At 72.2% G+C, this 19,642-nt stretch carries 24 protein-coding genes and 1 pseudogene; 15 read left to right on the plus strand and 10 right to left on the minus strand.

Annotation, left to right across the window (positions count from 1 at the left end):
• The first annotated feature begins 67 nt into the window (after positions 1 to 67).
• On the plus strand, positions 68 to 982 hold the full coding sequence (locus FIP57_RS03050; RefSeq protein ID WP_148571886.1) for a nuclease-related domain-containing protein: 915 nt from the start codon (positions 68 to 70) through the stop codon (positions 980 to 982).
• A gap of 191 nt (positions 983 to 1,173) precedes the next feature.
• Here the strand turns inward: FIP57_RS03050 and FIP57_RS03055 are convergent, their stop codons facing one another.
• Positions 1,174 to 2,565 carry a hypothetical protein gene (locus tag FIP57_RS03055; protein WP_148571888.1) on the minus strand — a complete coding sequence of 464 codons (1,392 nt, stop codon included), beginning with the start codon at positions 2,563 to 2,565 and terminating at the stop codon, positions 1,174 to 1,176.
• A gap of 207 nt (positions 2,566 to 2,772) precedes the next feature.
• Here FIP57_RS03055 and FIP57_RS03060 point away from each other — a divergent pair, with 207 nt between their 5' ends.
• From FIP57_RS03060 to FIP57_RS23530, 8 genes are all read left to right on the plus strand, one after another.
• Positions 2,773 to 5,370, plus strand: coding sequence for a winged helix-turn-helix domain-containing protein (locus tag FIP57_RS03060; protein WP_148571890.1), 2,598 nt, complete (start codon positions 2,773 to 2,775; stop codon positions 5,368 to 5,370).
• A gap of 88 nt (positions 5,371 to 5,458) precedes the next feature.
• On the plus strand, positions 5,459 to 6,130 hold the full coding sequence (locus tag FIP57_RS03065; RefSeq protein WP_148571892.1) for a hypothetical protein: 672 nt from the start codon (positions 5,459 to 5,461) through the stop codon (positions 6,128 to 6,130).
• Entirely contained in the window at positions 6,127 to 6,789 is a 663-nt protein-coding gene (locus FIP57_RS03070) for a DUF2306 domain-containing protein (RefSeq protein WP_148571894.1), read from the plus strand. Before FIP57_RS03065 ends, FIP57_RS03070 begins: the two co-directional genes overlap by 4 nt.
• A complete protein-coding gene (locus FIP57_RS03075; RefSeq protein WP_148571896.1) occupies positions 6,786 to 6,995 on the plus strand; it encodes a hypothetical protein in 210 nt (69 codons plus the stop codon). Before FIP57_RS03070 ends, FIP57_RS03075 begins: the two co-directional genes overlap by 4 nt.
• Positions 6,996 to 7,036: 41 nt before the next feature.
• Complete coding sequence (locus FIP57_RS03080; protein WP_148571898.1) at positions 7,037 to 8,347, plus strand: HNH endonuclease signature motif containing protein; 1,311 nt, start codon at positions 7,037 to 7,039, stop codon at positions 8,345 to 8,347.
• A gap of 375 nt (positions 8,348 to 8,722) precedes the next feature.
• A complete protein-coding gene (locus tag FIP57_RS23040; protein ID WP_162529666.1) occupies positions 8,723 to 8,899 on the plus strand; it encodes a hypothetical protein in 177 nt (58 codons plus the stop codon).
• A gap of 122 nt (positions 8,900 to 9,021) precedes the next feature.
• Positions 9,022 to 9,246: a hypothetical protein gene (locus tag FIP57_RS03085; RefSeq protein WP_148571900.1), complete on the plus strand. Its 225-nt coding sequence runs from the start codon at positions 9,022 to 9,024 to the stop codon at positions 9,244 to 9,246.
• 30 nt (positions 9,247 to 9,276) lie between these two features.
• Positions 9,277 to 9,621 carry a hypothetical protein gene (locus FIP57_RS23530; RefSeq protein WP_203231029.1) on the plus strand — a complete coding sequence of 115 codons (345 nt, stop codon included), beginning with the start codon at positions 9,277 to 9,279 and terminating at the stop codon, positions 9,619 to 9,621.
• Positions 9,622 to 9,624: 3 nt separating this feature from the next.
• Here FIP57_RS23530 and FIP57_RS24475 read toward each other — a convergent pair.
• Positions 9,625 to 10,025 (minus strand): annotated as a pseudogene (locus FIP57_RS24475) (DoxX family protein).
• A 39-nt stretch (positions 10,026 to 10,064) separates the two neighbouring features.
• A complete protein-coding gene (locus FIP57_RS03100) occupies positions 10,065 to 10,604 on the minus strand; it encodes a Uma2 family endonuclease (RefSeq protein WP_238993246.1) in 540 nt (179 codons plus the stop codon).
• 89 nt (positions 10,605 to 10,693) lie between these two features.
• Between FIP57_RS03100 and FIP57_RS03105 the strand changes: the two genes are divergently transcribed.
• Positions 10,694 to 11,164, plus strand: coding sequence for a DUF4112 domain-containing protein (locus FIP57_RS03105; protein ID WP_203231030.1), 471 nt, complete (start codon positions 10,694 to 10,696; stop codon positions 11,162 to 11,164).
• A gap of 2 nt (positions 11,165 to 11,166) precedes the next feature.
• Here FIP57_RS03105 and FIP57_RS03110 read toward each other — a convergent pair whose 3' ends face one another.
• Positions 11,167 to 11,640 (minus strand): VOC family protein, encoded by a 474-nt coding sequence (locus FIP57_RS03110; protein WP_148571905.1) that lies wholly within the window; start codon positions 11,638 to 11,640, stop codon positions 11,167 to 11,169.
• 100 nt (positions 11,641 to 11,740) lie between these two features.
• On the opposite strand from FIP57_RS03110, the gene FIP57_RS03115 reads away from it, so the two are divergent.
• The gene (locus tag FIP57_RS03115; RefSeq protein ID WP_148571907.1) at positions 11,741 to 12,232 is read left to right on the plus strand and encodes a nucleoside deaminase; all 492 of its coding nucleotides are present in this window, start codon (positions 11,741 to 11,743) and stop codon (positions 12,230 to 12,232) included.
• Here FIP57_RS03115 and FIP57_RS03120 read toward each other — a convergent pair.
• The 4 genes from FIP57_RS03120 to FIP57_RS03135 all read right to left on the minus strand — a co-directional run bounded on the left by FIP57_RS03120 (position 12,229) and on the right by FIP57_RS03135 (position 15,093).
• A complete protein-coding gene (locus FIP57_RS03120; RefSeq protein ID WP_238993247.1) occupies positions 12,229 to 12,822 on the minus strand; it encodes a class I SAM-dependent methyltransferase in 594 nt (197 codons plus the stop codon). The genes FIP57_RS03115 and FIP57_RS03120 overlap by 4 nt on opposite strands.
• A 25-nt stretch (positions 12,823 to 12,847) precedes the next feature.
• Positions 12,848 to 13,288, minus strand: coding sequence for a hypothetical protein (locus FIP57_RS03125; protein ID WP_148571909.1), 441 nt, complete (start codon positions 13,286 to 13,288; stop codon positions 12,848 to 12,850).
• Positions 13,289 to 13,351: 63 nt separating this feature from the next.
• Positions 13,352 to 14,005 (minus strand): response regulator, encoded by a 654-nt coding sequence (locus tag FIP57_RS03130; protein WP_238993248.1) that lies wholly within the window; start codon positions 14,003 to 14,005, stop codon positions 13,352 to 13,354.
• Positions 13,993 to 15,093 carry a sensor histidine kinase gene (locus tag FIP57_RS03135; RefSeq protein WP_148571911.1) on the minus strand — a complete coding sequence of 367 codons (1,101 nt, stop codon included), beginning with the start codon at positions 15,091 to 15,093 and terminating at the stop codon, positions 13,993 to 13,995. The genes FIP57_RS03130 and FIP57_RS03135 overlap by 13 nt, the downstream gene beginning before the upstream one ends.
• Before the next feature lie 146 nt (positions 15,094 to 15,239).
• Here FIP57_RS03135 and FIP57_RS03140 point away from each other — a divergent pair, with 146 nt between their 5' ends.
• Positions 15,240 to 15,842 (plus strand): hypothetical protein, encoded by a 603-nt coding sequence (locus tag FIP57_RS03140; protein WP_148571913.1) that lies wholly within the window; start codon positions 15,240 to 15,242, stop codon positions 15,840 to 15,842.
• Here the strand turns inward: FIP57_RS03140 and FIP57_RS03145 are convergent.
• Entirely contained in the window at positions 15,832 to 16,485 is a 654-nt protein-coding gene (locus FIP57_RS03145) for a response regulator transcription factor (RefSeq protein ID WP_148571915.1), read from the minus strand. The genes FIP57_RS03140 and FIP57_RS03145 overlap by 11 nt on opposite strands.
• A gap of 18 nt (positions 16,486 to 16,503) precedes the next feature.
• A complete protein-coding gene (locus FIP57_RS03150) occupies positions 16,504 to 17,664 on the minus strand; it encodes a sensor histidine kinase (protein ID WP_148571917.1) in 1,161 nt (386 codons plus the stop codon).
• 167 nt (positions 17,665 to 17,831) lie between these two features.
• Between FIP57_RS03150 and FIP57_RS03155 the strand changes: the two genes are divergently transcribed.
• The 3 genes from FIP57_RS03155 to FIP57_RS03165 are packed head-to-tail and all read left to right on the plus strand — an operon-like array spanning position 17,832 to position 19,620.
• Positions 17,832 to 18,449 (plus strand): hypothetical protein, encoded by a 618-nt coding sequence (locus FIP57_RS03155; RefSeq protein WP_148571919.1) that lies wholly within the window; start codon positions 17,832 to 17,834, stop codon positions 18,447 to 18,449.
• The gene (locus FIP57_RS03160; protein WP_148571921.1) at positions 18,446 to 18,982 is read left to right on the plus strand and encodes a hypothetical protein; all 537 of its coding nucleotides are present in this window, start codon (positions 18,446 to 18,448) and stop codon (positions 18,980 to 18,982) included. The genes FIP57_RS03155 and FIP57_RS03160 overlap by 4 nt, the downstream gene beginning before the upstream one ends.
• Entirely contained in the window at positions 18,979 to 19,620 is a 642-nt protein-coding gene (locus tag FIP57_RS03165; protein WP_148571923.1) for a hypothetical protein, read from the plus strand. Before FIP57_RS03160 ends, FIP57_RS03165 begins: the two co-directional genes overlap by 4 nt.
• Positions 19,621 to 19,642: the final 22 nt, after the last annotated feature.

Consider the following 19,642-nt stretch of genomic DNA (forward strand, 5'->3'; position numbering starts at 1 on the left):
AGCGACGGGAGAGGTCGAGCGTCCGGTCTCCCCGAACTTGGCCACCGGTCCGATTTGTCCGATTAGGATGGCGCATCTGGAGCAGGAGGCGAGCGTGAGAGCAGGGCATTCCGCCGACGAGGTGGCTCGGCGCGCGCGGGAGAACGCTGAGCGACACCTGCGGCGAGCGGAGATGTTCGAGCGCGGTGCCGCGGGCGAACGGGCGACTGCCGCTGCGCTCGGTGCGCTCGGCTCTGGCTGGGTCGCACTGCACGACCATCGCTGGCCAGGCCGACGCCTCGCGAACATCGACCACGTGCTGGTGGGCCCGGGCGGCGTATTCGTCATCGACTCGAAGAACTGGTCCGGCGACGTCCGGGTCGTCGACGGGATTCTGCGACAGAACGGGCGCTCGCGCGAGAAGGCGGTCGCTGCGGCCGCGGACGCGGCTTTGGCGGTGTCAGAGCTCGTAGGTCCGCATGCCGAAGTCGTACGACCCGTGCTCTGCTTCACCGGCGACCGTGAGCTGGCGGGCTGGGCCCGGGACGTGATGGTGTGCTCGGTCGACAACCTCAGGACGATGCTCGAGACACGCCCACAGGTGCTCGCACCGGAGGTCGTGCGGGACCTCGCGGTCAGGGTGGACGCGTCGATGCAGAGCGCGTCGCCGATCTTGCCGGCCCGGCCGCAAACCGGCCCACGGCGACCGGCTCCGTCTGAGCCGCCCGCGAAGACCACGCCGAACGGACGTGCCCGCCGTTCGAAGCGCCGTTCCCCGGGTCGGGTCCTCGCGGTGCTTGTCGGGTGCTTGGTGCTGGTCGCGAGCGTGCCGACCGTCCTGCCGGCACTTGGCGACGCCGTGGCCGACTTCGTCGTCGAGTCGACGAAGCGGGACGTCCACACGTGCGCCGGAAGGCAGCCGGCGGAAGCTCCCCGTCAGGACGGCGTCGGCCAGGACGGTAAGCGTGAGCGGGCGTCGGCACTCACCGACAAGTGCGAGTGACACCCCGGAACGAGCACCTGGCCGTGTCGGCCCCGCGCCAGGCAGACTTCGGGAGGCCGGGCGCAAGGGGGATCATCTCGACGGTACGACAGGCTCGCCGCAGGTCGGGCACTGCACATGATCGGTGGTCTCGTCCGGCCGCGTCGTTCCGGTCGTCCCGCAGTAGTCGCACACCCAATCAGTCATCAGTCTCACATCGCCCTCAGGAAGCGGTTCTGATCCTTCTTGTCCTTCTTGTGGTGGAGCTCGACATCAACGCGTCCGTCCTTTGTCGGGTGGTAGTAGATCCGACCCATGTCTCCATGCGCGGCATGTCCCGTGTGCGTCCGGAGCTCCCACCAGCCGTCACGTCCGACGACCTTCGTCCGAAGCCGCTCGTCCGTCCGATCCTCGATGCTGAGGAGGTGCTTCACCGCGGCCGCAGGGCGTGGCCACTCCAACAGCAGGTCGATGCCGTCCGCCGAGAGGTCGAGCCGCTCGAAGAGCCTCTCGAGGAAGAGCTCTGTCGACCCGCGCGGACCGCCTCCTCCATGGGCTGAGGCCACGGACCGTCTCTTCTCGCGGTGCTCGTCGCGTTCTTCCACGGCCGTTCGGTAGTTGGACTCGTAGAACTCGGCCGCATCCCGAGCGCTGTCGAGCTCCGCCCTGAGGGTGCGTACGTCGGTCTGGAGGTCGTCGACCTCGAGCGCAGCCGCCTTCCACTGGTCGATGGCGTGCCGTTCGGCGGCGCGGGCTGAACTCACAGCCTCGTCCGCGCTCGGGGTGGTGGCGCTGGGGTCGGTCACCTCTTCCAGCAGCGCTTCGAGCTCCGACACCTGGGTCTCGAGTGCTCGCCGGCCCGATCGGGCCTCGTGCAGGTCGCGAGTCAGCCCGTCGACCTGCTTCTGTGCCAGCCGCTTGGCGGCCGTGAACTGGTCGATCAGACGGTCGCGCTCGGTCTCCTGGTACGTCTTGAGCGCTTGTAGCTCGGAGCGCAGGACACGGAGATCGTCCTGCATCTGGTCGAGCAGCTCGGCGGCTTCGCGGACGGAGTCGGCCTGCGTCGACGACAGGATTGCTGACGGTGCCGAGGTGGCCGGTCCCGTGGCGGCCAGCACGTGCCGAACGCGACGCAGGCACTCTTCGCGTGACCCGTCGAAGGCGAGCCGGATGAACCAGTCGTACTGTTCGCCGTTGTCCGAGACGCGCACGCTCTCGTCCCATCGACGGACACCGATGCCGCTGGAGTCCATCAATGCGACGACACGCTCGGCTAGGGTCACGGACGCGTCGAACACCAGATAGTGACCGAAGCGATTGCTCTCGACGTACCAACGCTTGAGCTGAACCCCCGGAGGTTGGGCTGGTGTCGATGATGGGCCGTAGGGCACCGGTTCGCCGGCGTCGACAAATGACGAGCACGACGTCTTATCGTAGGAAGCGCCGGTCACCTCGATGCTGTTGTCGGCGCGGAGGGGGTAGACGTCTCCGGCGTACACGACGCCGCCGTGTCCGCTCGGTGTGAGGCGCACGGGCCTCGAGACCAATGTGTCGATCCGCTTTCCGTGGCTCAGGACTGCCACGTCCACCTTCGCCGAACCCATGCTTCCCCCGCTCCTTGCTCCGCAGTACATCTTCGGCCAGGAGGGCTGGAAGCATGAGCCATTCAGCGCAGCTCGAGGGCACGTCAGCCTGGGATCGAATCCGGAGCGGCGCCGCCCTTCCGGAGGCCACCGACCCCAGACCTAGGTCCCGCGGCCCGGGACCGAGGCGCGTCACGCCGCTCCGGCGGCGCGCGGGATGCTCGGGTCGTGACGGTCCTCGTCCTGACCACCAAGCTCTTCGCGCCGGCCCGGCGTGAGAGCACGGTCCAGCGCCCGTCGGTCCTCCGGCTGCTCGACGCGACGCTGCGACCGGGCAACCGGCTCACCCTGGTCGCGGCACCCGCCGGCTTCGGGAAGTCGACGCTGCTGGCCGAGTGGACAGTTGCGGCGCGCGAGGCTGGCACGCACGTCGCCTGGCTCTCGCTCGACGAGGGCGACAACGACCTCACGAGGCTGCTCACCCACCTGGTCGCCGCACTCGACGCAAAGAGCGATTCGATCGAGCGGCTGCGGGACGGTATCCCCGCCGCGATGACGGTCCTCGTCAACGACCTGGCAGACCGCCCGCAGACCGTCCTGGTCCTCGACGACTACCACGTCCTCACCGCACCCGTCGTCCACGAGGCGATGACCTTCCTCGTCGACCACGCGCCGGAGAGCCTGCACCTCGTCGTCGCCACCCGCGCGGACCCGCCGCTGCCGCTGGCCCGCCTCCGCAGCCGCGGCCAGCTCACCGAGCTCCGTGCCAAGGAACTCCGGTTCACCACCGAGGAAGCCGGCCAGCTCCTCCAAGACCTCGAGCTCGCCGACAGCGACGTACGAGCCCTCACCGACCGCACCGAGGGGTGGGCCGCCGGACTGCAGCTCGCTGCGCTGGCACTCCGCGGGGCCGAGCCAGACAACGCCTCCGCCTTCGTCGAGGACTTCACCGGCAGCAACCGGTTCGTCCTCGACTACCTGGCCGACGAGGTGCTCGCACGTCAGCCCGAAGCCACCCGCGACTTCCTCTTGAGGACGGCGGTCCTCGACCGGCTCACCGGCCCGCTCTGCGACGCCGTGACGAAGGTGCCGGACGCGAAAGGAACGCTCGATCAGCTCGACCGGGACAACCTCTTCCTGATCCCGCTCGACGACCGACGCGGCTGGTACCGCTACCACCACCTCTTCGCCGACGTCCTCCGCGCCCGCCTCCTCGCCGACCACCCCGACGAGGTGCCGACGCTGCACCGACGGGCCAGCGACTGGTACGCCGATGCAGGGCTCGTCGAGGAGGCCGTCCGGCACGCGCTGCTGGCCGAGGACGTCGACCGGGCGGCGTACCTCATCGAGCAGGCGGTCCCGGAGATGCGCCGCGCCCGGCGGGACGCCCTGCTGATGAGCTGGGCCCGCGCGCTGCCGGACGACGTCGTGCGCCGGAGCCCGGTGCTCAGCATCGTCTCGGGTTGGGCGCACCTGATGGTCGGAGACCTCGGCGGGCTCGAAGCGAGGCTCGACGACGCGGAGGCGGCGCTGGCCGCCGGCGACAAAGACCCCGCACTGAAGGCCCGCTGGGCCGACACCGAGGACCTGCGCACCGCACCGGCGCACATCGCCGTCTACCGCGCCTCCCTCGCCCAGGCCCGCGGCGACGTGCCGGGCACGGTCCAGCACGCCCGCCGCGCCGTCCAGCTCGCCGCGCCGGACGACCACTTCGTGCGCGGCGCCGGCGGCGGCTTCCTCGGCCTCGCCGCCTGGGCAGCCGGGGACGTCGAGGAAGCACTGACGACGTTCACCGACGCCGTGCACCACCTCGAGGCCGCCGGCAACCACATCGACGCGCTCGACGCCACGATCGTGCTCGCCGACCTCCAGGTCGCCGCGGGCCGCCCCGGCCGTGCCCGGCAGCTCTACGAGACCGCGCTTCGGACAGCAGCCCGCATGGGGGAGCCGCCGCCCCGCGCCGCCGCCGACCTGCACGTCGGGCTCGCAGAGCTGGCCACCGAGCTCGACGACCTCCCGACCGCCGAGGCCCACCTCGAACAGGCGCGCCAGCTGGGGGAACACGGCTCGATCACCGAGAACCGGCACCGATGGTTCGTCGCCAGCGCCTGGCTCCGCGCCGCGCAGAGCGACTATGCAAAGGCGGTCGCATTACTTGAGGAGGCGGAGGCGGTCTACCGCCACGGCTTCTACCCGGACGTCCGGCCGATCGCGGCGATGAAGGCCCGCGTGCAGATTCGCGCGGGGGAGCTCGACGCAGCAGGCGCCTGGGCGGAGGGGCGGAGCAGCGAGCCGGAGTTCCTCCGAGAGTACGACCACCTCACCCTTGCCCGGCTCCTCCTCGCGCGAAAGGAGGACGCCCTGCCGCTCGTGACCCGGCTGGAGGAGGCCGCCGCACGTAGGGCGGGAAGTCTTCGCGAGGTGCGGGTGCTCAAAGCCCTCGCGCACCAGGCGAACGGCGACCGGGCAGAGGCACGAGCCGCGCTACTGGCCAGCTTCGACACCCCCGAGCCCGACAGCGCCGTACGGCTCTACCTCGACGAGGGCCGGCCGATGGTCGAGCTCCTGCACGATCTCGACCACCCGCACGCCCGGCGACTGCTCGCCAAGGCGCACGCCCAGCGCCCGCTCGCCGAGCCCCTCAGCCCCCGCGAGCTGGAGGTCCTGCGGCTCCTCGAGAGCGAACTCACCGGCCCCGAGATCGCCCGCACCCTCTACGTCTCGCTCAACACGCTGCGCACCCACACCAAGCGGATCTTCACCAAGCTCCAGGTCACCACCCGCGCGGCCGCCGTACGACAAGCGCACGAGCGCGGCCTGCTCTGAAGTCACCCGCCCTGTCACATCATGTGGGGACGCGAGGCCACCTCGTCGCTCCATACGTTCCAAGCACCCCCAGGAACAGGAGACCGAGATGAACCTCGACACCACCACCCTCACCCGGGCCGCCGGCCTCGCCGCCGTCGCGGCAGGGCTGCTCTTCATCTGCGTCCAGGTCGGCCACCCGCACGTCGACCTCACGTCGATCACGACCACCGAGATGACGGTCCGCACCACCGTGAAGCTCGTGATGGCGGCGCTGGTGCTGGTCGGCATCACGGGGATGTACCTGCACCAGGTCCGCCGCAACGGCTTGCTCGGGCTGGTCGGGTACCTCGTCTTCGGCGCCGGCTACCTGATGATCATGTGCACCACGTTCGTCGCCGGGTACGTCGTCCCGTCCCTGGTCGACACCGACCCCGCGTACGCCGAGGACGTGATCGAGGTGGCGACGGGCGGGTCGGCCACGGGTGACCTCGGGGCGTTGGGCGTCGTCTTCCAGCTCCAGGGCGCGGCGTACCTCGGCGGCGGGCTGCTCTTCGGCATCGCGCTGTACCGGGCCGGCGTGCTGACCCGCTGGGCCGCCGCACTCCTCGCCGTCGCCGGGCTCGTCAGCGCTGCGCTGTCGGTGATGCCGGACGCGTTCTACCGGTTCCTCGCCTTCCCGAACGGCATCGCGATGGTCGCCCTCGGCTGGTCGCTCTGGCGAGTCGCGACCGTCTCGCAAGCGCCCGCGCCCATGCCGGTCGAGGTCGGTGCCCGGTGACGACCCAGCTGCGACCCCGGCCGGCGGAGCGCCGTCGGTCGGGCTCGCTCGTCCCCGTGCCGCTGATCCTGCTCAGCCTGATCCCGTTGGTCGCCGGCGCGCTACGGCTCGTCGAGATCGCGGGCGGCCCGCAGGTCATGCCGGCCAACCCGCGGGTCGAGGCGGTCCCCGCGCCGGTGGTCGCGCACGTGCTCGGGGCGGCGGGCTACGCGCTGGTGGGCGCCTTCCAGTTCCCCGCGCGGTTCCGCCGTCACCACAGGACCTGGCACCGGCGAGCGGGTCGTGTCCTGGTCGTGGCCGGGCTCGTCGTCGCGCTCTCCGGGCTCTGGATGACGCTGTTCTACCCGGACGCCCCCGGTGGTCTGCTGCTCTGGTCGGTCCGGCTCGTGGCTTCGTCGGCGATGGCGGCGGCGCTGGTCCTCGGCTCCGCCGCGATCCGGCGGCGGGACATCAGCGCGCACCGGGCATGGATGATCCGTGCGTACGCCCTCGGGCTCGGCGCCGGCACCCAGGCGATCACCGAAGGGATCGGCGAGGCGGTCGCCGGGAGCGGTGACCTGACCAAGGCCGTGTCGATGGGCTCTGCGTGGATCCTCAACGCCCTCGTCGCCGAGTGGATCGTCCGCCGTCCGGCCAGGCTTCGGGCGAGGGCGGCATGAGCAGGTACCTGCTCCGGCTCGCCGGCCACCTCGACCAAAGGTGGTCACCCTGGTTCGACGGTTTCGAGGTCGTGCACGAGCCCGACGGCACGACGACGTTGTACGGCGAGGTGGCCGACCAGGCTGCCCTGCATGGACTGCTCGGCAAGGTGCGGGACCTCGGTGTTCCCTTGCTCGCCGTCGAGGTCATGCCGGAACGGTCCTGAGCGCGACCAGAAATGTCGGAGGCGGCTGGGATCGTCTTCTCATGGCGGCAGAAGTCAGTGAGGACGTCGCGGGGTCCCCGACGCCGATGGCGCTGCGCGACCGACCGTGGCACGTGTTCAGCGGACGGCTGCACGCTCGCCTGGACGAGCTGGCGGACACCGAGCCGTGGAGCATGACGCCTTCCGAGACGGCTGAGACGATCGTGGAGCTACGGCGGGCGCAGGCCAAGCTCGCAGCGGCGGAGGCGCGGCTGCTCGCGCACGCGGAGCGGCTGGACCTTGCGCAGCACCACCACGCCACCTCGACCGAGGCCTGGTTCCGGGGCGAGCTGCGTGTGACGGCGCGGGAGGCGAAGCGGACGGTGGCGTTCGCGAAGGCGCTCGAGACGGGGGCCTATCCGGCGACGATGCAGGCGCTGGGCGCCGGTGAGCTGCATGTCGACCAGGCACAGGTGGTCGTGGCCGCCGTCGACGCGTTGCGTGACGACGTGGATGCCGACGTCCGGCTGCTCGGAGAAGCGCACATGGTCGAGCTGGGGCGGCGCCACGACGCGAAGGAGCTGCGGGCGCTGGGCCGGCACCTGCTGGAGGTGGTGGATCCCGAGGCGGCCGAGCAGGAGCTCGCCGCGCGGCTCGAGGCAGAGGAGGCGGACGCGGCCCGCGCCACGTCCTTCACCCTGGTCGACGACGGGCACGGCAAGGCGCACGGCCGGTTCACCGTCTCCAGCCTCCACGGACGGATGCTGCGTTCGCTGCTCGAGGGGTTCGCCAACCCGGCCATCTCCGACGCCATCCCGCGGACGGAAGGGCCGGTGGACGGTGGTCGGCGCCGGCTGACGCGCGAGGTCCTCGGTGACGCACTGGTCCGGCTGATCGAGACCTACCCGGCCGACAAGGTTCCGACGTCCGGCGGGCTGAACGCCACCGTGGTCGTGACGATGCAGGTCGACGCGTTGAGGGAAGGGCTGACGCACGCCACGGTGGCCGGCACGGACGTGACCCTGTCCGCGTCCGCGGCCCGTCGGATGGCCTGCGCCGCAGGGGTGATCCCTGCCGTCCTGGACGGGAAGGGCAGAGTGCTCGACCTCGGCCGCCGCAGCCGGCTGGCCAGCCGGGCGCAGCGGCTCGCGAAGCTACTCGAGCAGGACGGGCTGTGCGCGATCGAGGGGTGTGACCGTCCGGCCTCGTGGGCCGACGCGCACCACTGGAAGAAACGATGGGTCGACGGCGGCAGGACCGACCTCGACGACCTGATCATGATCTGTCCGCGCCACCACACGCTCGCGCACCTGCCAGGTCGGACGGTGTCGCAGGTCGAAGGCGGGCGGTACCGGATCCGAAGGCAGACGTGAGGGGCATGCCCACCACGACGGTTCTCCACAGGGCTGCATCACGGCCCCAGGGGTAAGAGTCCGGTCGGTGCTCGGAAGCTGCCGATGGTGCGGACAATCCTCGACGGCCTGGTGGATCACACGGTCGTGGACGATCCATGGCCCGTGGTCGGCGCGACGCTCCTCGACCCAGACGTCTTCGTGGGGCTCGCCGAGTGGCTGGTTCCGTCCGACGGTCCGAAGCTGTAGCGGCTCGCTGACTCATTGGCGGAACCTGCGTCCACGCTTCGACTGGTCCTGGCCGGTGCGGCGAGGCCGGCGGCGACGCAGAGCTGAGCCGGTCGTGGGCGCAGGGCACGAACTGGCTTTCTGCAGGAACGTCGTTATGGTCGAGGCATGGAGGCGAACGAGGTGACACCGGTGGCCTTTGCGGCCGACCGCACGCTCGTTCCTTCACACGTGCCGTCCGGTGCGGTGCTGCTCGCGCTGCAGCTCAACGAAGAGGCGCGCGGCGCGAGCGGACTCGATGTGCTGCGTCGCAGCGTCGATCGCGCGCCGCCCGCTCAGTCCTGATCCCGCACCCTCCCAGGTGATGTCCTCGCGGCGTCGCCTCCCTCTCGCGCACCCCGGCACGACGCGACTCGCCCTGCAAGGCCGCGATCGCCGGGCGATGCGGCACACCCGAAGGACTGAGCATGACCCCCACGCACACCCGTCCCGCACCTTCTCCCGAGCCGGCGTCGCACCGGTTCCCCGTTGCCGGCCCTGAACCCCGCTCCGTCGAGCCGGAGCGGCGCGCGTTCCCCGCCGCTGGGCCCGCGACGGCCCCGGTCGAGTTCCCGACTCCGTCCGGTGGTTCCTTCCGGGCGCCGGAACGGATGGCCCGCGTGAGCGCCGAGTCGGCGCAGCACGGCTCCTGAGCCGACCGGAACCATCGGGAGGAGGTCACCGTGCTCGATCAGCAGACCGGCAACATGAGTGCTTCCCGCGGGTCCCCGACTGCGTGGCCCGAACCGGCCGTCCGTGCCCTACGGCGCTCGCAGCCGCCTCCCACCGGGCCGCGGGTCCACGGGCGCCGCGAACGGCGCTTCTGGGGGTTCCTCGTGCTCAGCGTCGTTCTCGCCGCACTCATCCCGATCACGGCCGCGGTCGGGATGAACGTCGCGAGCTCCACCACGTCGCGCCTCCTGGTCGCGTTCGCCATCCCCGTGCTGGCGGGGTCGGCGGTCACCGCCTCGGCTGCGGCGACGAACGCACTGCCACGGATGCGGCGTCGCGACCGACGTCGGGGGTGACGCTCAGGTGTGCCGATCGCGGCGGGTGAGCCAGCCGCCGCCGAACAGCGCCCACAGCACCAGCACCGGCTGGAAGAACAGCCGCACTAGCCGCCTAAGTCAGCGTTGAGGCCGAAATCGTCGTTTGCCCTCGACGTACTGCGCGATGTTGCCCGCGACGATCGCGACGAAGAACGTTGTCAGCAAGCCGCCGACCAGCCGCTGATGGCGGGGGAGCGCCACGAAAGCCGCGCCGAGGCTGATCTCGGCGAGGCCGGGCCGAGCACCGTCACGTCCCTATCGACCGGGAACCACGACGGCACCTGCGCCTGAAACTCCTCGCGCGACACCGTGAGGTGGCTGACTCCCGCTCCGACCATCAGTGTCCCGAGGACGACGCGGGCGGCGGTGCGGGCCAGGCTCATGCGCGGAACCTACGGTGGTCCCCGGAGTGAGGACGTGGTTCAGTCGATGAGCTCTACCGGACAGACCTGCATCTCGTACGGCGCCGACACCGTGCCGCTCGCCTCGCCGGTGAGCCGGAGCTCCTCGTCGTACCGACCGTCGCGCAGCTGCCACACGACGAGCTCGAGCCCGATCGGGTCGAAGACCCAGTACGACGCGCAGCCGGCCTCCTCGTAGCGGGCGTTCTTCAGGTTGAGGTCGAACAGCCGGGTGCTCGGTGACAGCACCTCCACGGCGAGCAGTGGAGCCACCGGAAGGTTCCGGTCGGTGAGGTCACTGCGCCGCGTGACGATCAGGTCGGGCTGCACCACCGTGTCATCGGCCAGCCGGACCTCGAACGGCGCCAGCCGCACCGCCAGCTCGTGCGGGCACTTCGCCGCGAGGAGGAGGTGCAACTTGCCGACCGCGCCCTGGTGGCGGTTGCTCGGTGCCGGTGTCACGACGAGGGTGCCGTCGACCAGCTCGTAGCGGTGCCCGTCATCAGGCATCGCTTGCAGGTCGTGGTGCGTCAGCGGCCTGCTCCAGGGGAGCGTGGTCATGGTCGTCATCGTGCTCCTTGTCGTCATGCCCGGCAATCGTGGGGCCCGGCACCGACAAGCCGTGCCGCGAGGCGCCTACGGTGTGGAACGTGACTCTTCCGCCGCACCCGGACCGGCTCCGAATGAGCCGGCGGCTCGCGTTCCTGCTCGACGACCTCGTGCGGATCCCGGGGACGAACCGGGGCGTCGGGCTCGACGCGCTGATCGGGCTGTTCCCCGGTGTCGGCGATCTGGTGGGCTCGGGGCTTTCGGGGGCGATCATGTTCGAGGCGGTGCGCAACCGGGTGCCGATCCCGACGCTCGCGCGGATGGCGTGGAACCTGCTGCTCGACGCGCTGCTCGGGATCGTGCCGTTCGTGGGCGACGTAGCGGACGCGGCGCACCGCGCCAACCGCCGCAACTACCAGCTGCTCGTGCAGGCGGTGGAGAGGAACCCGGACCCGGCGCCGCCGACCGCCGGTTACCTGGCGGCCGGGCTCGCACTCACCGTCCTCCCGCTGGTCCTCACGGTCGTGCTCGGGGTGGTGACGCTGGTCCTGCTGGTGCGCTGGCTGGTGTGACGTCAGGCGCCGTCGTACGCCGCCTGCAGCTCGGCGACATCGATCTTCGACATCGTCAGCATCGCCTGGCAGACGCGCTGGTTCGCCTCGGTCGAGTAGTCCCCGGACAGCTCCTCGAGCTCGCGCGGGATCACCTGCCACGACACCCCGAACATGTCCTTGCACCAGCCGCACGCACCGGGCTCGCCGCCGTCGGCGGTGAGGAGCTCCCAGTACCGGTCGACCTCGGCCTGCCCCTCGACGAGGAGGTAGAACGAGAACGCCTCGTTGAGGTGAAACGACGGTCCGGCGTTGAGGCCGACCACCTCGTGGCCGGCGACGGTGAACTCGACGACGTCGGCGACCCGGTCGTCCGGGGAGGTGCGGGCCGTGATCACCCGCTTCACCTCCGAGCCCGGGATGTGCTCGGCGTAGAATGCTGCGGCCTCGACGGCCTGGTCGTTGCCGAACCACAGGTGCGTTCGTACGGAAGCCATGGCTGTTCTCCTGTCTCGACGGGTCGTCACTGCTACCGACCGAGCGAAGGCGCGGAACTCATCGGTCGGCCGTCGAGCCGCGAGTGCCACACTGCTCCGCATGACGAGTACGACGTTGTCCGAGAAGGAGCTGCGGCACCTCCGTCGCGCCATCGAGCTGGCCGAGGAGGCGCTGGAGGCCGGCGACCAGCCCTTCGGCTCGGTGCTGGTCGACGCGGACGGACAGGTGCTGTTCGAGGACCGCAACCGGGCGAACAGCGTGGACGTCACCCGCCACCCCGAGTTCGAGATCGCGCGGTGGGCGGCCGCGAACCTGACGCCTGAGCAGCGGGCGGGCTGCGTCGTCTACACCTCGGGCGAGCACTGTGCGATGTGCTCCTCCGCGCACGCCCGGGCAGGGCTGGGGCCCATCGTCTTCGTCATCTCGGGGAAGCAGCTCGAGAGGTGGCTCGCCGAGTGGGGCGTCCCGCCGGCACCGGTGGCGACGTTGTCCATCAACGACGTTGCTCCGGAGGTCCAGGTGACCGGGCCGGTGCCCGAGCTCGTCGACGAGGTCAAGGAGCTGATCCGGCGCCGCCACCAGGAGCGCTAGGACCGCCGGGAGAGCACCGCGACGAGGAACTCCGAGGTCTCGCGGAACGGCCGCAGGTCCCACGACGACAGCAGCAGCTCCTCGGCCAGCCCGACGGACCGCGCGTCGTCGAGGAACTGCTCGAACGTGTAGCCGCGCCCGGCGCCGAACCCGACCACCAGCCGGCCCTCGTCGGCCAGGTGCGCCCCGAGCCGCTCGAGGACCGTACGTCGAGCGGCCGGGTCCACGAAGGTGATCACGTTGCCCGCCGAGACGACCACGTCGAACCGGTCCGGCAGCTCCAGGGTCGCCAGGTCGCCGACCAGCCAGGTCGGCCCGGGGTGGTCCTCCTCGGCCGCCTCGACCAGCACGGGGTCGATGTCGACGCCGACCACGGTGTGGCCGGCCCGGTGCAGGGAGCCGCCGAGCCGGCCGCCTCCGCAGCCGGCGTCGAGGATCCGCGACCCGCGGCCCACCATCGCGTCGACGAGGCGTGCTTCGCCGTCGAGGTCGCGTCCCTCGGCGGCCATCGTGCGGAACCGCTCGACGTACCACCGCGAGTGGTCGGGGTTGTCACGGACGATCTCGGTCCAGGTGCGGTGCTCGCTCACAGCGCCGAGGTTACGGGCGCAGGACTCAGGCAGACGCAGCCAGGTCGTCGGGGGCGATCACGACCAGCTCACGGTCGTTCGCCCGGTGGACCGGCCAGGTCCGCAATCCCTCCCGGCTGAGCACGCCGGTCAGCAGAGACGCCCAGGCCCGGTCGCCGCCGGTCAGCCCGTCGCGCCCGGGTCGCGAGAGCAGGAACGCGACCTGGCACGGACCGAGGTCGCCGACGAGGTGCGCGAGGAAGTGGCCGAGGTGCTGCTCCTCCTGCTCGTCCGGCGCGGCCGGCATGTCCTCGATCTGCACCAGGTGCTGCGTCGGCCGGCCGTCCTCCTCCAGCAGCAGCATCCACAGGGACCGGCCGCCGAACCCGAGGGGCCCCATGAGGGCCCGCCAGAGCCGTTCGAGGTCGGCCTGGGTCCGGACCGGGGGAGTGTTCTCGGGGTTCGTGAGAGGTGGGATCTCGTCCATGCGGTGAACCCTGACGTACATCGTGGGGGCGTGGGTGGTTCTCCACAGGGTGGTTTCGACAGGTCAACCACCGGCGCCGGGGCGGACGAGTCCCATCTCGTACGCCGCGACCGCCGCCTGGGTCCGGTCCCGGAGCCCGAGCTTGCGGAGGATCGAGGCGACGTGGGTCTTCACCGTCCCCTCGCTCACGAAGAGCCGGAGCCCGATCTCGACGTTCGACAGCCCGGCCGCGACCTCCCGGAGGACATCGAGCTCGCGGGCGGTGAGCCGGGACAGCTCGGGGGCGGGGGAGACGTGGCGGGAGGCGTACTCCTGCACCAGCCGGTCGACGAGCGATGGTGCCAGCGAGGTGCGGCCGGCGACGGCGTCGAGCACCGCGGCGCGGAGCTCGGCGGGCGGCATGCTCTTGAGGAGGTACCCGGACGCCCCGGCCCGGATCGCGCCGACGATCAGCGCGTCGTCGGAGAACGTCGTCAGCATGACGACCGGCGGAGCGCCCGGCGACGACGCGATGCGCCGGGCCGCCTCGATGCCGTCCATCTCCGGCATCCGGATGTCCAGCAGCACCAGGTCGACCGGGCGGGAGGTCAGCGCCTGCAACGCCTCCAGGCCACTCGAGGCCTCGGCGACCACTTCGAGCTCCCCGCCGTGCTCGAGGACCATCCGCAGCCCCGACCGGACGAGCGCCTCGTCGTCGACGACCATCACCCGGACCACGAGGCACCTCCCGGCAACGGGATCCGCGCCACCAGCCGCCACCCGTCCTCGGTGGCCGACGACGTGATCGTGCCGCCCACGGTCGCGAGCCGCTCCCGCAGCCCGACCAGCCCCCGTCCGCTTCCCGGTAGGGAGGCCGCCCGTGCCACTCCGATCGACGACACGCTCGCGACGACGGCGCTCCCGTCCCGCTGCACCGCGACTGCCACTTCCTGCGCGTCGCTGTGCCGGACGACGTTGGTCAGCCCCTCCTGCACGACCCGGTACACCGCCGTCGACACCCCGCTCGGGACCTCCTCGACCGAGACGTCGACGGAGACGGCCAGCCCGCCGCGGCGTACCCCCTCGACCAGCGCGGGCAGGTGCGCGATCCCCGGCTGTTCCTCGGGGGTGCTGTCCAGCAGCCGCAGGAACCGGTGCATCTCCGCCAGCCCCTCCCGCGCACCCTCCTCGATGCTCCCGAGCACCTCCGTGACGTCGGGCGAGCTGGCCCGCTCCCTTGCACTCCCGGCCTGCAGCGTGATCAGCGTCAGCGTGTGCGCGACCGAGTCGTGTAGATCGCGGGAGATCCGCCCACGCTCCTCCTGAACGGCGACCCTTGCCGCCCGGTCGGCGGCCACCTCCGCGGCCACGCGGCGGTCGCTGGCGACCCGCACCGCCCGTCCGGCGCCCCACGCCGCCACCAGCAGCACGACGTTGACCACCAGGTCGGCGAGCACGAAGTCGTCGGTCGTCGCGTCGAACACCAGCCCGCCGGCGACGACGGCGAGCACGCCGATGACACCGTCCTTGGGCGCGGCGTACCAGCCCAGCGACGCCAGCACGAACAGCAGCACCAGGAACCCGGTCGCTACCGGCGCAGTGCCGGCGAGCGGCTGGAGCGCCATGCTCACCGCGCCGACGAGGGCGGCGGCCAGCGGGTGCGTCCGGCGTACGGCGAGCGCCGGCACGATCAGCAGGTTGAGCCCGGCGTTCCCCAGCACGGACCCCTCGACCTCGTCCGCAGACAGCCACAGCTCGACCTCGGCCACGGCCGCCACGAGGAGGCCGACCACTAGGTCGCGGGGCCAGGCAGGACGAGGGGACATGACGGGATCGTAGGAGCCCGCGGACGGCCTCGCCTCTGTCTCAGGGCAGAGACGCCGTGGCCCGCAGGGCGATGTGCCGGCCGTCGCGGTCTTCCTAGCGTCCGGTTCACCGGCAGCGCCGCTGCCCGAGCCAGAAGGAGCCCACCATGACCGCCCTCGCCGCCACGCCCACGACAGGGACCACCGATCGCCCGTGGGGCCGCATCGTCTGCGCCGCCACCGCCGTCGGCACCTTCGTGCCCTTCGCCATGCTCGAGATCACCGGCGACAGCGGCGCGGAGATGACCGCCGGGCTCGTCGACGACGTCACGCTCCTCATGAGCGGCTCGATGGTCGCGGTGCTCGTCGCCGCCGGGCTGTTCGTCGCCGCGGCCCGGCTCGGGAAGGCCGTCGGCGGTGAGCCCGGCATTCTTGTCACAGCAACCGGAAGTGCCGTCGCCCTGATGTTCGCCGGCTTCTACGCGGTCTTCGGTGCCGGCGGTGTCGTCGCCGCCGAGGTGATGGCCGAGCCGGGCCCCGGTGTGGGGGAGGCGACGTCGGTGCTGCTCAACACCATGGAGATCATGCGCTACGCACCCGGGCTCGCCCTGACGGCGGTCGTCCTGCTCGCAGGTGCACGGTTCCCGCGGTGGGTGCGCGGCACCGCAGCGTTCTTGGTGCTCCTCACGCTGGTGCCGTTCACCAGCTGGGTGGCGGCGCTGCTGATCCCGCTCTGGCTCCCCGCGGTGGCCGCGAAGGTCAGGGCGTGACGACACCTGCCCGGAAACCGAGGATCACGAGGTGCACCCGGTCCCGGCACCCGGTCTTCGCGAGCAGCTGCCCGACGTACGTCTTCACGGTGCTCTCGCTGAGGTGGAGCCGCGCGCCGATCTCGGCGTTGGACGCGCCGGAGCAGATCTCGACCAGCACCTCGCGCTCCCGCTCGGACAACCGGTCGAGGACGGCGGCGAGCGCGGGATCGCCGGAGCGCTGGAGGTGCCGCTCGACGAGCCGCAGCGTGATGCCGGGGGCCAGCAACGTGGCGCCCTCGTGCACCTGGCGGACCGCCTCGGCGAGCACCCGCTTGGAGACGTCCTTCAGCAGGAAGCCGCTGGCTCCTGCCTGCAGCGCCGCCAGCACGTAGTCGTCGGCGTCGAACGTGGTCAGCACGACCACCCGGGGGTGGGGCGGCGGGCCGGCCATGATCCGGCGCGTCGCCTCCAGCCCGTCGGTGCGCGGCATCCGGACGTCCATCAGCACGACGTCGGGCGCGCAGGTGCGCACCATCTCGACCGCCTCGTCGCCGTCGGCCGCGCCGCCGACGATCGTCAGGTCCTCCTGCCCCTCGAGGATCGTCTCGATGCCCCGGCGCACCAGTTCCTGGTCGTCGGCCACCAGAACCTTGATCGTCACGTGACTCTCACCGCCGTCTCACCTCAGGGGCACCTCGGCCGTCACCCGGAAGCCCGTGCCGTCCTCGCCGGCCTCCACCGTCCCGCCGTACGGCGCCACCCGCTCCTGCATCCCGACGAGCCCGTGCCCGGAGCCCGGCCGGGGGACGGTGCGCCGCGGCCCCGGGTCGACGACGGAGCACCGAAGTGTGCCGGCGGAGGCCGTGACGTGGACGGACACCGCCTCCGCGTGGCTGTGCCGCAGGACGTTGGTGAGCGCTTCCTGCACCAGCCGGTAGACCGCGTTGCCCAGCCCCGGCGGCAGCACGGCGGACGAGGGGACGTCGAGCTCCAGCGAGACGGAGAGCCCCGACCCGGACAGCAGCGAGGTCAGCGCCGGCAGCTCCGACAGCTCGGGGGCCGGCAGGTCCAGCTCGTCCTCCCGGAGCACGTCGATCAGCCGCCGCAGCTCGGCGAGCCCACGGCGTCCGGCGTCCTGCACGTTGGTCAGGGACTCCCGGGCGCGGTCCGGCGAGTCGAGCAGCTCCTCGGCCTCCTCTGCCTGCCAGACCATCACCATCACGGTGTGCGCGAGGACGTCGTGCAGCTCGCGTGCCAGCCGGATACGCTCGCCCGCCACCGCCAGCCTCGCGGTCGTCTCCTGGTCGCGGGCGAGCACCTCGTTGTAGCGGCGGAGCTGGGCGCTCCGCTGCTCGAGCACCCGCAGCGCCCGGCCCAACCCCCAGGCGGCGGAGGTGTAGAAGAGCGGGAAGAAGAGCTCGGCCGGCTCCTCCCCGATGCTGGACGCCATCGCGACGGCGCCACCCGCCAGCACGGGAAGGGCTCCAGCCAGGGCGTCCGGGGTGCGGGCGACGTGCCGCCCCACGCTGAACAGCGCGACGAGCCCGGCGAGGAACGAGCCGAAGCCGACCGTCCCGCCCAGCCACGCCTGCGCCACCAGCGCCGCCCCGACGAGCACCGCCGCCAGCACCGGCCGGGTCCGGCGTACGGCAAGGGGGAGTGCGAGCGCGAGCCCGGCCACCGCGAGCGACCAGCCGCTGCCGTCCCACGGCTGCTCCAGCCCCAGCCCGGTGCTCGCGACCGCGGCGACCCCGAGCACGACCAGCCAGTCGACCGTCGCCGCGACCACCGGGTCGCGCGCCGCGCCGGGCGCGGGCGCGGTGCTGGTCAAGGGAGCCACCCGGCACAGCGTAGGGCGCGGACGGCCCCCGGGGACCGTCCTCAGGTACCGGCAGGTCGGCACCTGAGGACCACCCGACGGCCCCCGCGGCCGAGGCGGCGGGACGGGCGCGGCCGCGAGGGTGGTCACGTCGGCTCCGCAGGGGAGCCGGGACCAGGAGGACCCAGATGGACACCAGCACCGTTCCCGCACGTGCCGCAGCCCTCGCCGGCGCGCTGGCGACCGTCGGCGTCGTCGGCGTCGTCGCCGGAGAGGTCACGATCGGCACCGACTTCATGGAGACCACCGCAGCCCAGCTGCTCGGCTGGTGCGGCTTCGCCGCTGCCTGCGCCCTGGTCCTCGGGGTGGCCGGGCTCCGCGACCACCTCACCGATGCGCGGGAGCAGGGGTGGGCGGCCGTCCTGCTCCTCGGCACTGCCGCCACCACCGGTGCCGCGGCCACCCTGGCGTTGGTCGTGCCCGCTCTCGCCGAGCGGGCCCCGGACGTCGCCACCGACCCGCCGGCCGCGGTGCCGGCGACGTTCATCCTCAGCGGCGTGGTGATGGGGATCAGCGGGATCGCGATGACGCTGCGGATCCGGTCGGCGGTGCCGTCGCTGCCCCGGCCGGTGTTCCTGCTGATGCTGGTCGGCTCGGTCGTCGCGATCCTCCCGCTGCCGTCGCGGTTCTTCCTGCTGGCGTTCGGGATCGCGGCCCTGCTCGGCCACCTGGGGACTGTGCATGGGACGCACCTCACGTCGGGTGCGCGTGTCCACCCGGACACCGCGGGCACGCTCGCCCCATGACCCACGACAAGGACACCGCAGCAGAGGCACGCGAGGGGCTCTTCGACAGCGTCGCCGGCAAGGTCAAGGAGGTCGCCGGGGCCGTCGGCGGCAACAGCGACCTCGTCCAGGAGGGCCAGCTCCAGCAGGAGGAGGCCCGCAACCGCAAGGAGGCCGTCGCCGAAGAGGCGATCGCCGACGCCAAGCGCGAGGAGGCCACCGAGGAGTACCGCCAGGAGGCCCGCGAGGCCGCCGGGACGAGGGACGCCGCGCGCGCGCACGCCGAGCGGGCCGGGGCCGAGGCCGACCGGCAGCGCGCCGCCGACCAGCAGGCCGCCGAGCGCGAGGCGACGCTCCAGGAGGCTGCGGGACGCGAGGCGGCCGAGGAGCGGGCGGACGACCTCGCCGAGGCACGGCTGCGCGAGGCGGAGCGGATCGAGGCCGGCGCCGACCGCACCGCGGCACAGGGTGCCGCCGAGAGCGGGCGCCTCGAGCGCGAGGCGGCGGCGGCCGAGCAGCAGGCGGCGCGACTCCGCGCCCAGGACGGAAAGTGAGCACCCAGATGATCAGCAACCTCATCGCCCTTCCCTACGAGATCGCCCGCCGCCCGGTGGCGGCCGTGGGGGAGCGGCTCCCCGAGACCGTCGCGAACCGGGTCGGGCTCGCCCTCGGCTCCGCCGACAAGGTTGCCGGCGCCCTGCTCCGCAACCCCGCGCTCACGCGCCGAGGCGGCGAGGAGATCGACCGGGCGAGCCGGTTCCTCGAGGCCACCCGCCTCGAGGAGGAGGCAGAGCGGAAGCGTGAGCAGGCGCAGGAGACCGCGGCAGCGACACGCAGTGAGGCGGCCGCGAAGCGCGCGAGCGCCCAGGAGCGCGCTGCGGACGGGCTCGAGGACGCCGACGCCGTCGAGGCCCGTGGCAAGCAGGAGGCCGAGCGGCGCGCCGACGAGGCCGCCGCGAGGAAGAAGGCCGCCGCCGCGAAGCGGGCCGCCGCCCGCAAGACGGCAGCCGAGCAGCGCCGACAGTCCGCCGAGTCGGCCGCCGACGCGAAGCAGAAGAGCGCCCAGCGGCGCGCGACGGCCCAGCTCGACGACGCCCGCGAGGACCAGCGCAGCGCCCAGGAGACGCGGGCCGAGGCCGACCAGCTCGACGAGCTGGTCGACGCCAAGAAGGGGGAGCGCCGCCAAAGGTGAGCTGAGCTGACCGACAGTCAGA

It is taken from the genome of Nocardioides caldifontis (genome assembly GCF_008087345.1).
GTDB classification, from domain to species: Bacteria; Actinomycetota; Actinomycetes; order Propionibacteriales; family Nocardioidaceae; genus Marmoricola_A; species Marmoricola_A caldifontis.

What these genes read in the sequence shown, in the direction of transcription:
- FIP57_RS03140 (WP_148571913.1), top strand. Translation starts at nt 15,240, where the DNA reads ATGACCGCCCTCGCCGCCACGCCCACGACAGGGACCACCGATCGCCCG.
- FIP57_RS03065 (WP_148571892.1), top strand. Translation starts at nt 5,459, where the DNA reads ATGAACCTCGACACCACCACCCTCACCCGGGCCGCCGGCCTCGCCGCC.
- FIP57_RS03115 (WP_148571907.1), top strand. Translation starts at nt 11,741, where the DNA reads ATGACGAGTACGACGTTGTCCGAGAAGGAGCTGCGGCACCTCCGTCGC.
- FIP57_RS03075 (WP_148571896.1), top strand. Translation starts at nt 6,786, where the DNA reads ATGAGCAGGTACCTGCTCCGGCTCGCCGGCCACCTCGACCAAAGGTGG.
- FIP57_RS23040 (WP_162529666.1), top strand. Translation starts at nt 8,723, where the DNA reads ATGGAGGCGAACGAGGTGACACCGGTGGCCTTTGCGGCCGACCGCACG.
- FIP57_RS03135 (WP_148571911.1), bottom strand. Translation starts at nt 15,093, where the DNA reads ATGTCCCCTCGTCCTGCCTGGCCCCGCGACCTAGTGGTCGGCCTCCTC.
- FIP57_RS03125 (WP_148571909.1), bottom strand. Translation starts at nt 13,288, where the DNA reads ATGGACGAGATCCCACCTCTCACGAACCCCGAGAACACTCCCCCGGTC.
- FIP57_RS03100 (WP_238993246.1), bottom strand. Translation starts at nt 10,604, where the DNA reads ATGACCACGCTCCCCTGGAGCAGGCCGCTGACGCACCACGACCTGCAA.
- FIP57_RS03110 (WP_148571905.1), bottom strand. Translation starts at nt 11,640, where the DNA reads ATGGCTTCCGTACGAACGCACCTGTGGTTCGGCAACGACCAGGCCGTC.
- FIP57_RS03050 (WP_148571886.1), top strand. Translation starts at nt 68, where the DNA reads ATGGCGCATCTGGAGCAGGAGGCGAGCGTGAGAGCAGGGCATTCCGCC.
- FIP57_RS03085 (WP_148571900.1), top strand. Translation starts at nt 9,022, where the DNA reads ATGACCCCCACGCACACCCGTCCCGCACCTTCTCCCGAGCCGGCGTCG.
- FIP57_RS03160 (WP_148571921.1), top strand. Translation starts at nt 18,446, where the DNA reads ATGACCCACGACAAGGACACCGCAGCAGAGGCACGCGAGGGGCTCTTC.
- FIP57_RS03155 (WP_148571919.1), top strand. Translation starts at nt 17,832, where the DNA reads ATGGACACCAGCACCGTTCCCGCACGTGCCGCAGCCCTCGCCGGCGCG.
- FIP57_RS03055 (WP_148571888.1), bottom strand. Translation starts at nt 2,565, where the DNA reads ATGGGTTCGGCGAAGGTGGACGTGGCAGTCCTGAGCCACGGAAAGCGG.
- FIP57_RS03080 (WP_148571898.1), top strand. Translation starts at nt 7,037, where the DNA reads ATGGCGGCAGAAGTCAGTGAGGACGTCGCGGGGTCCCCGACGCCGATG.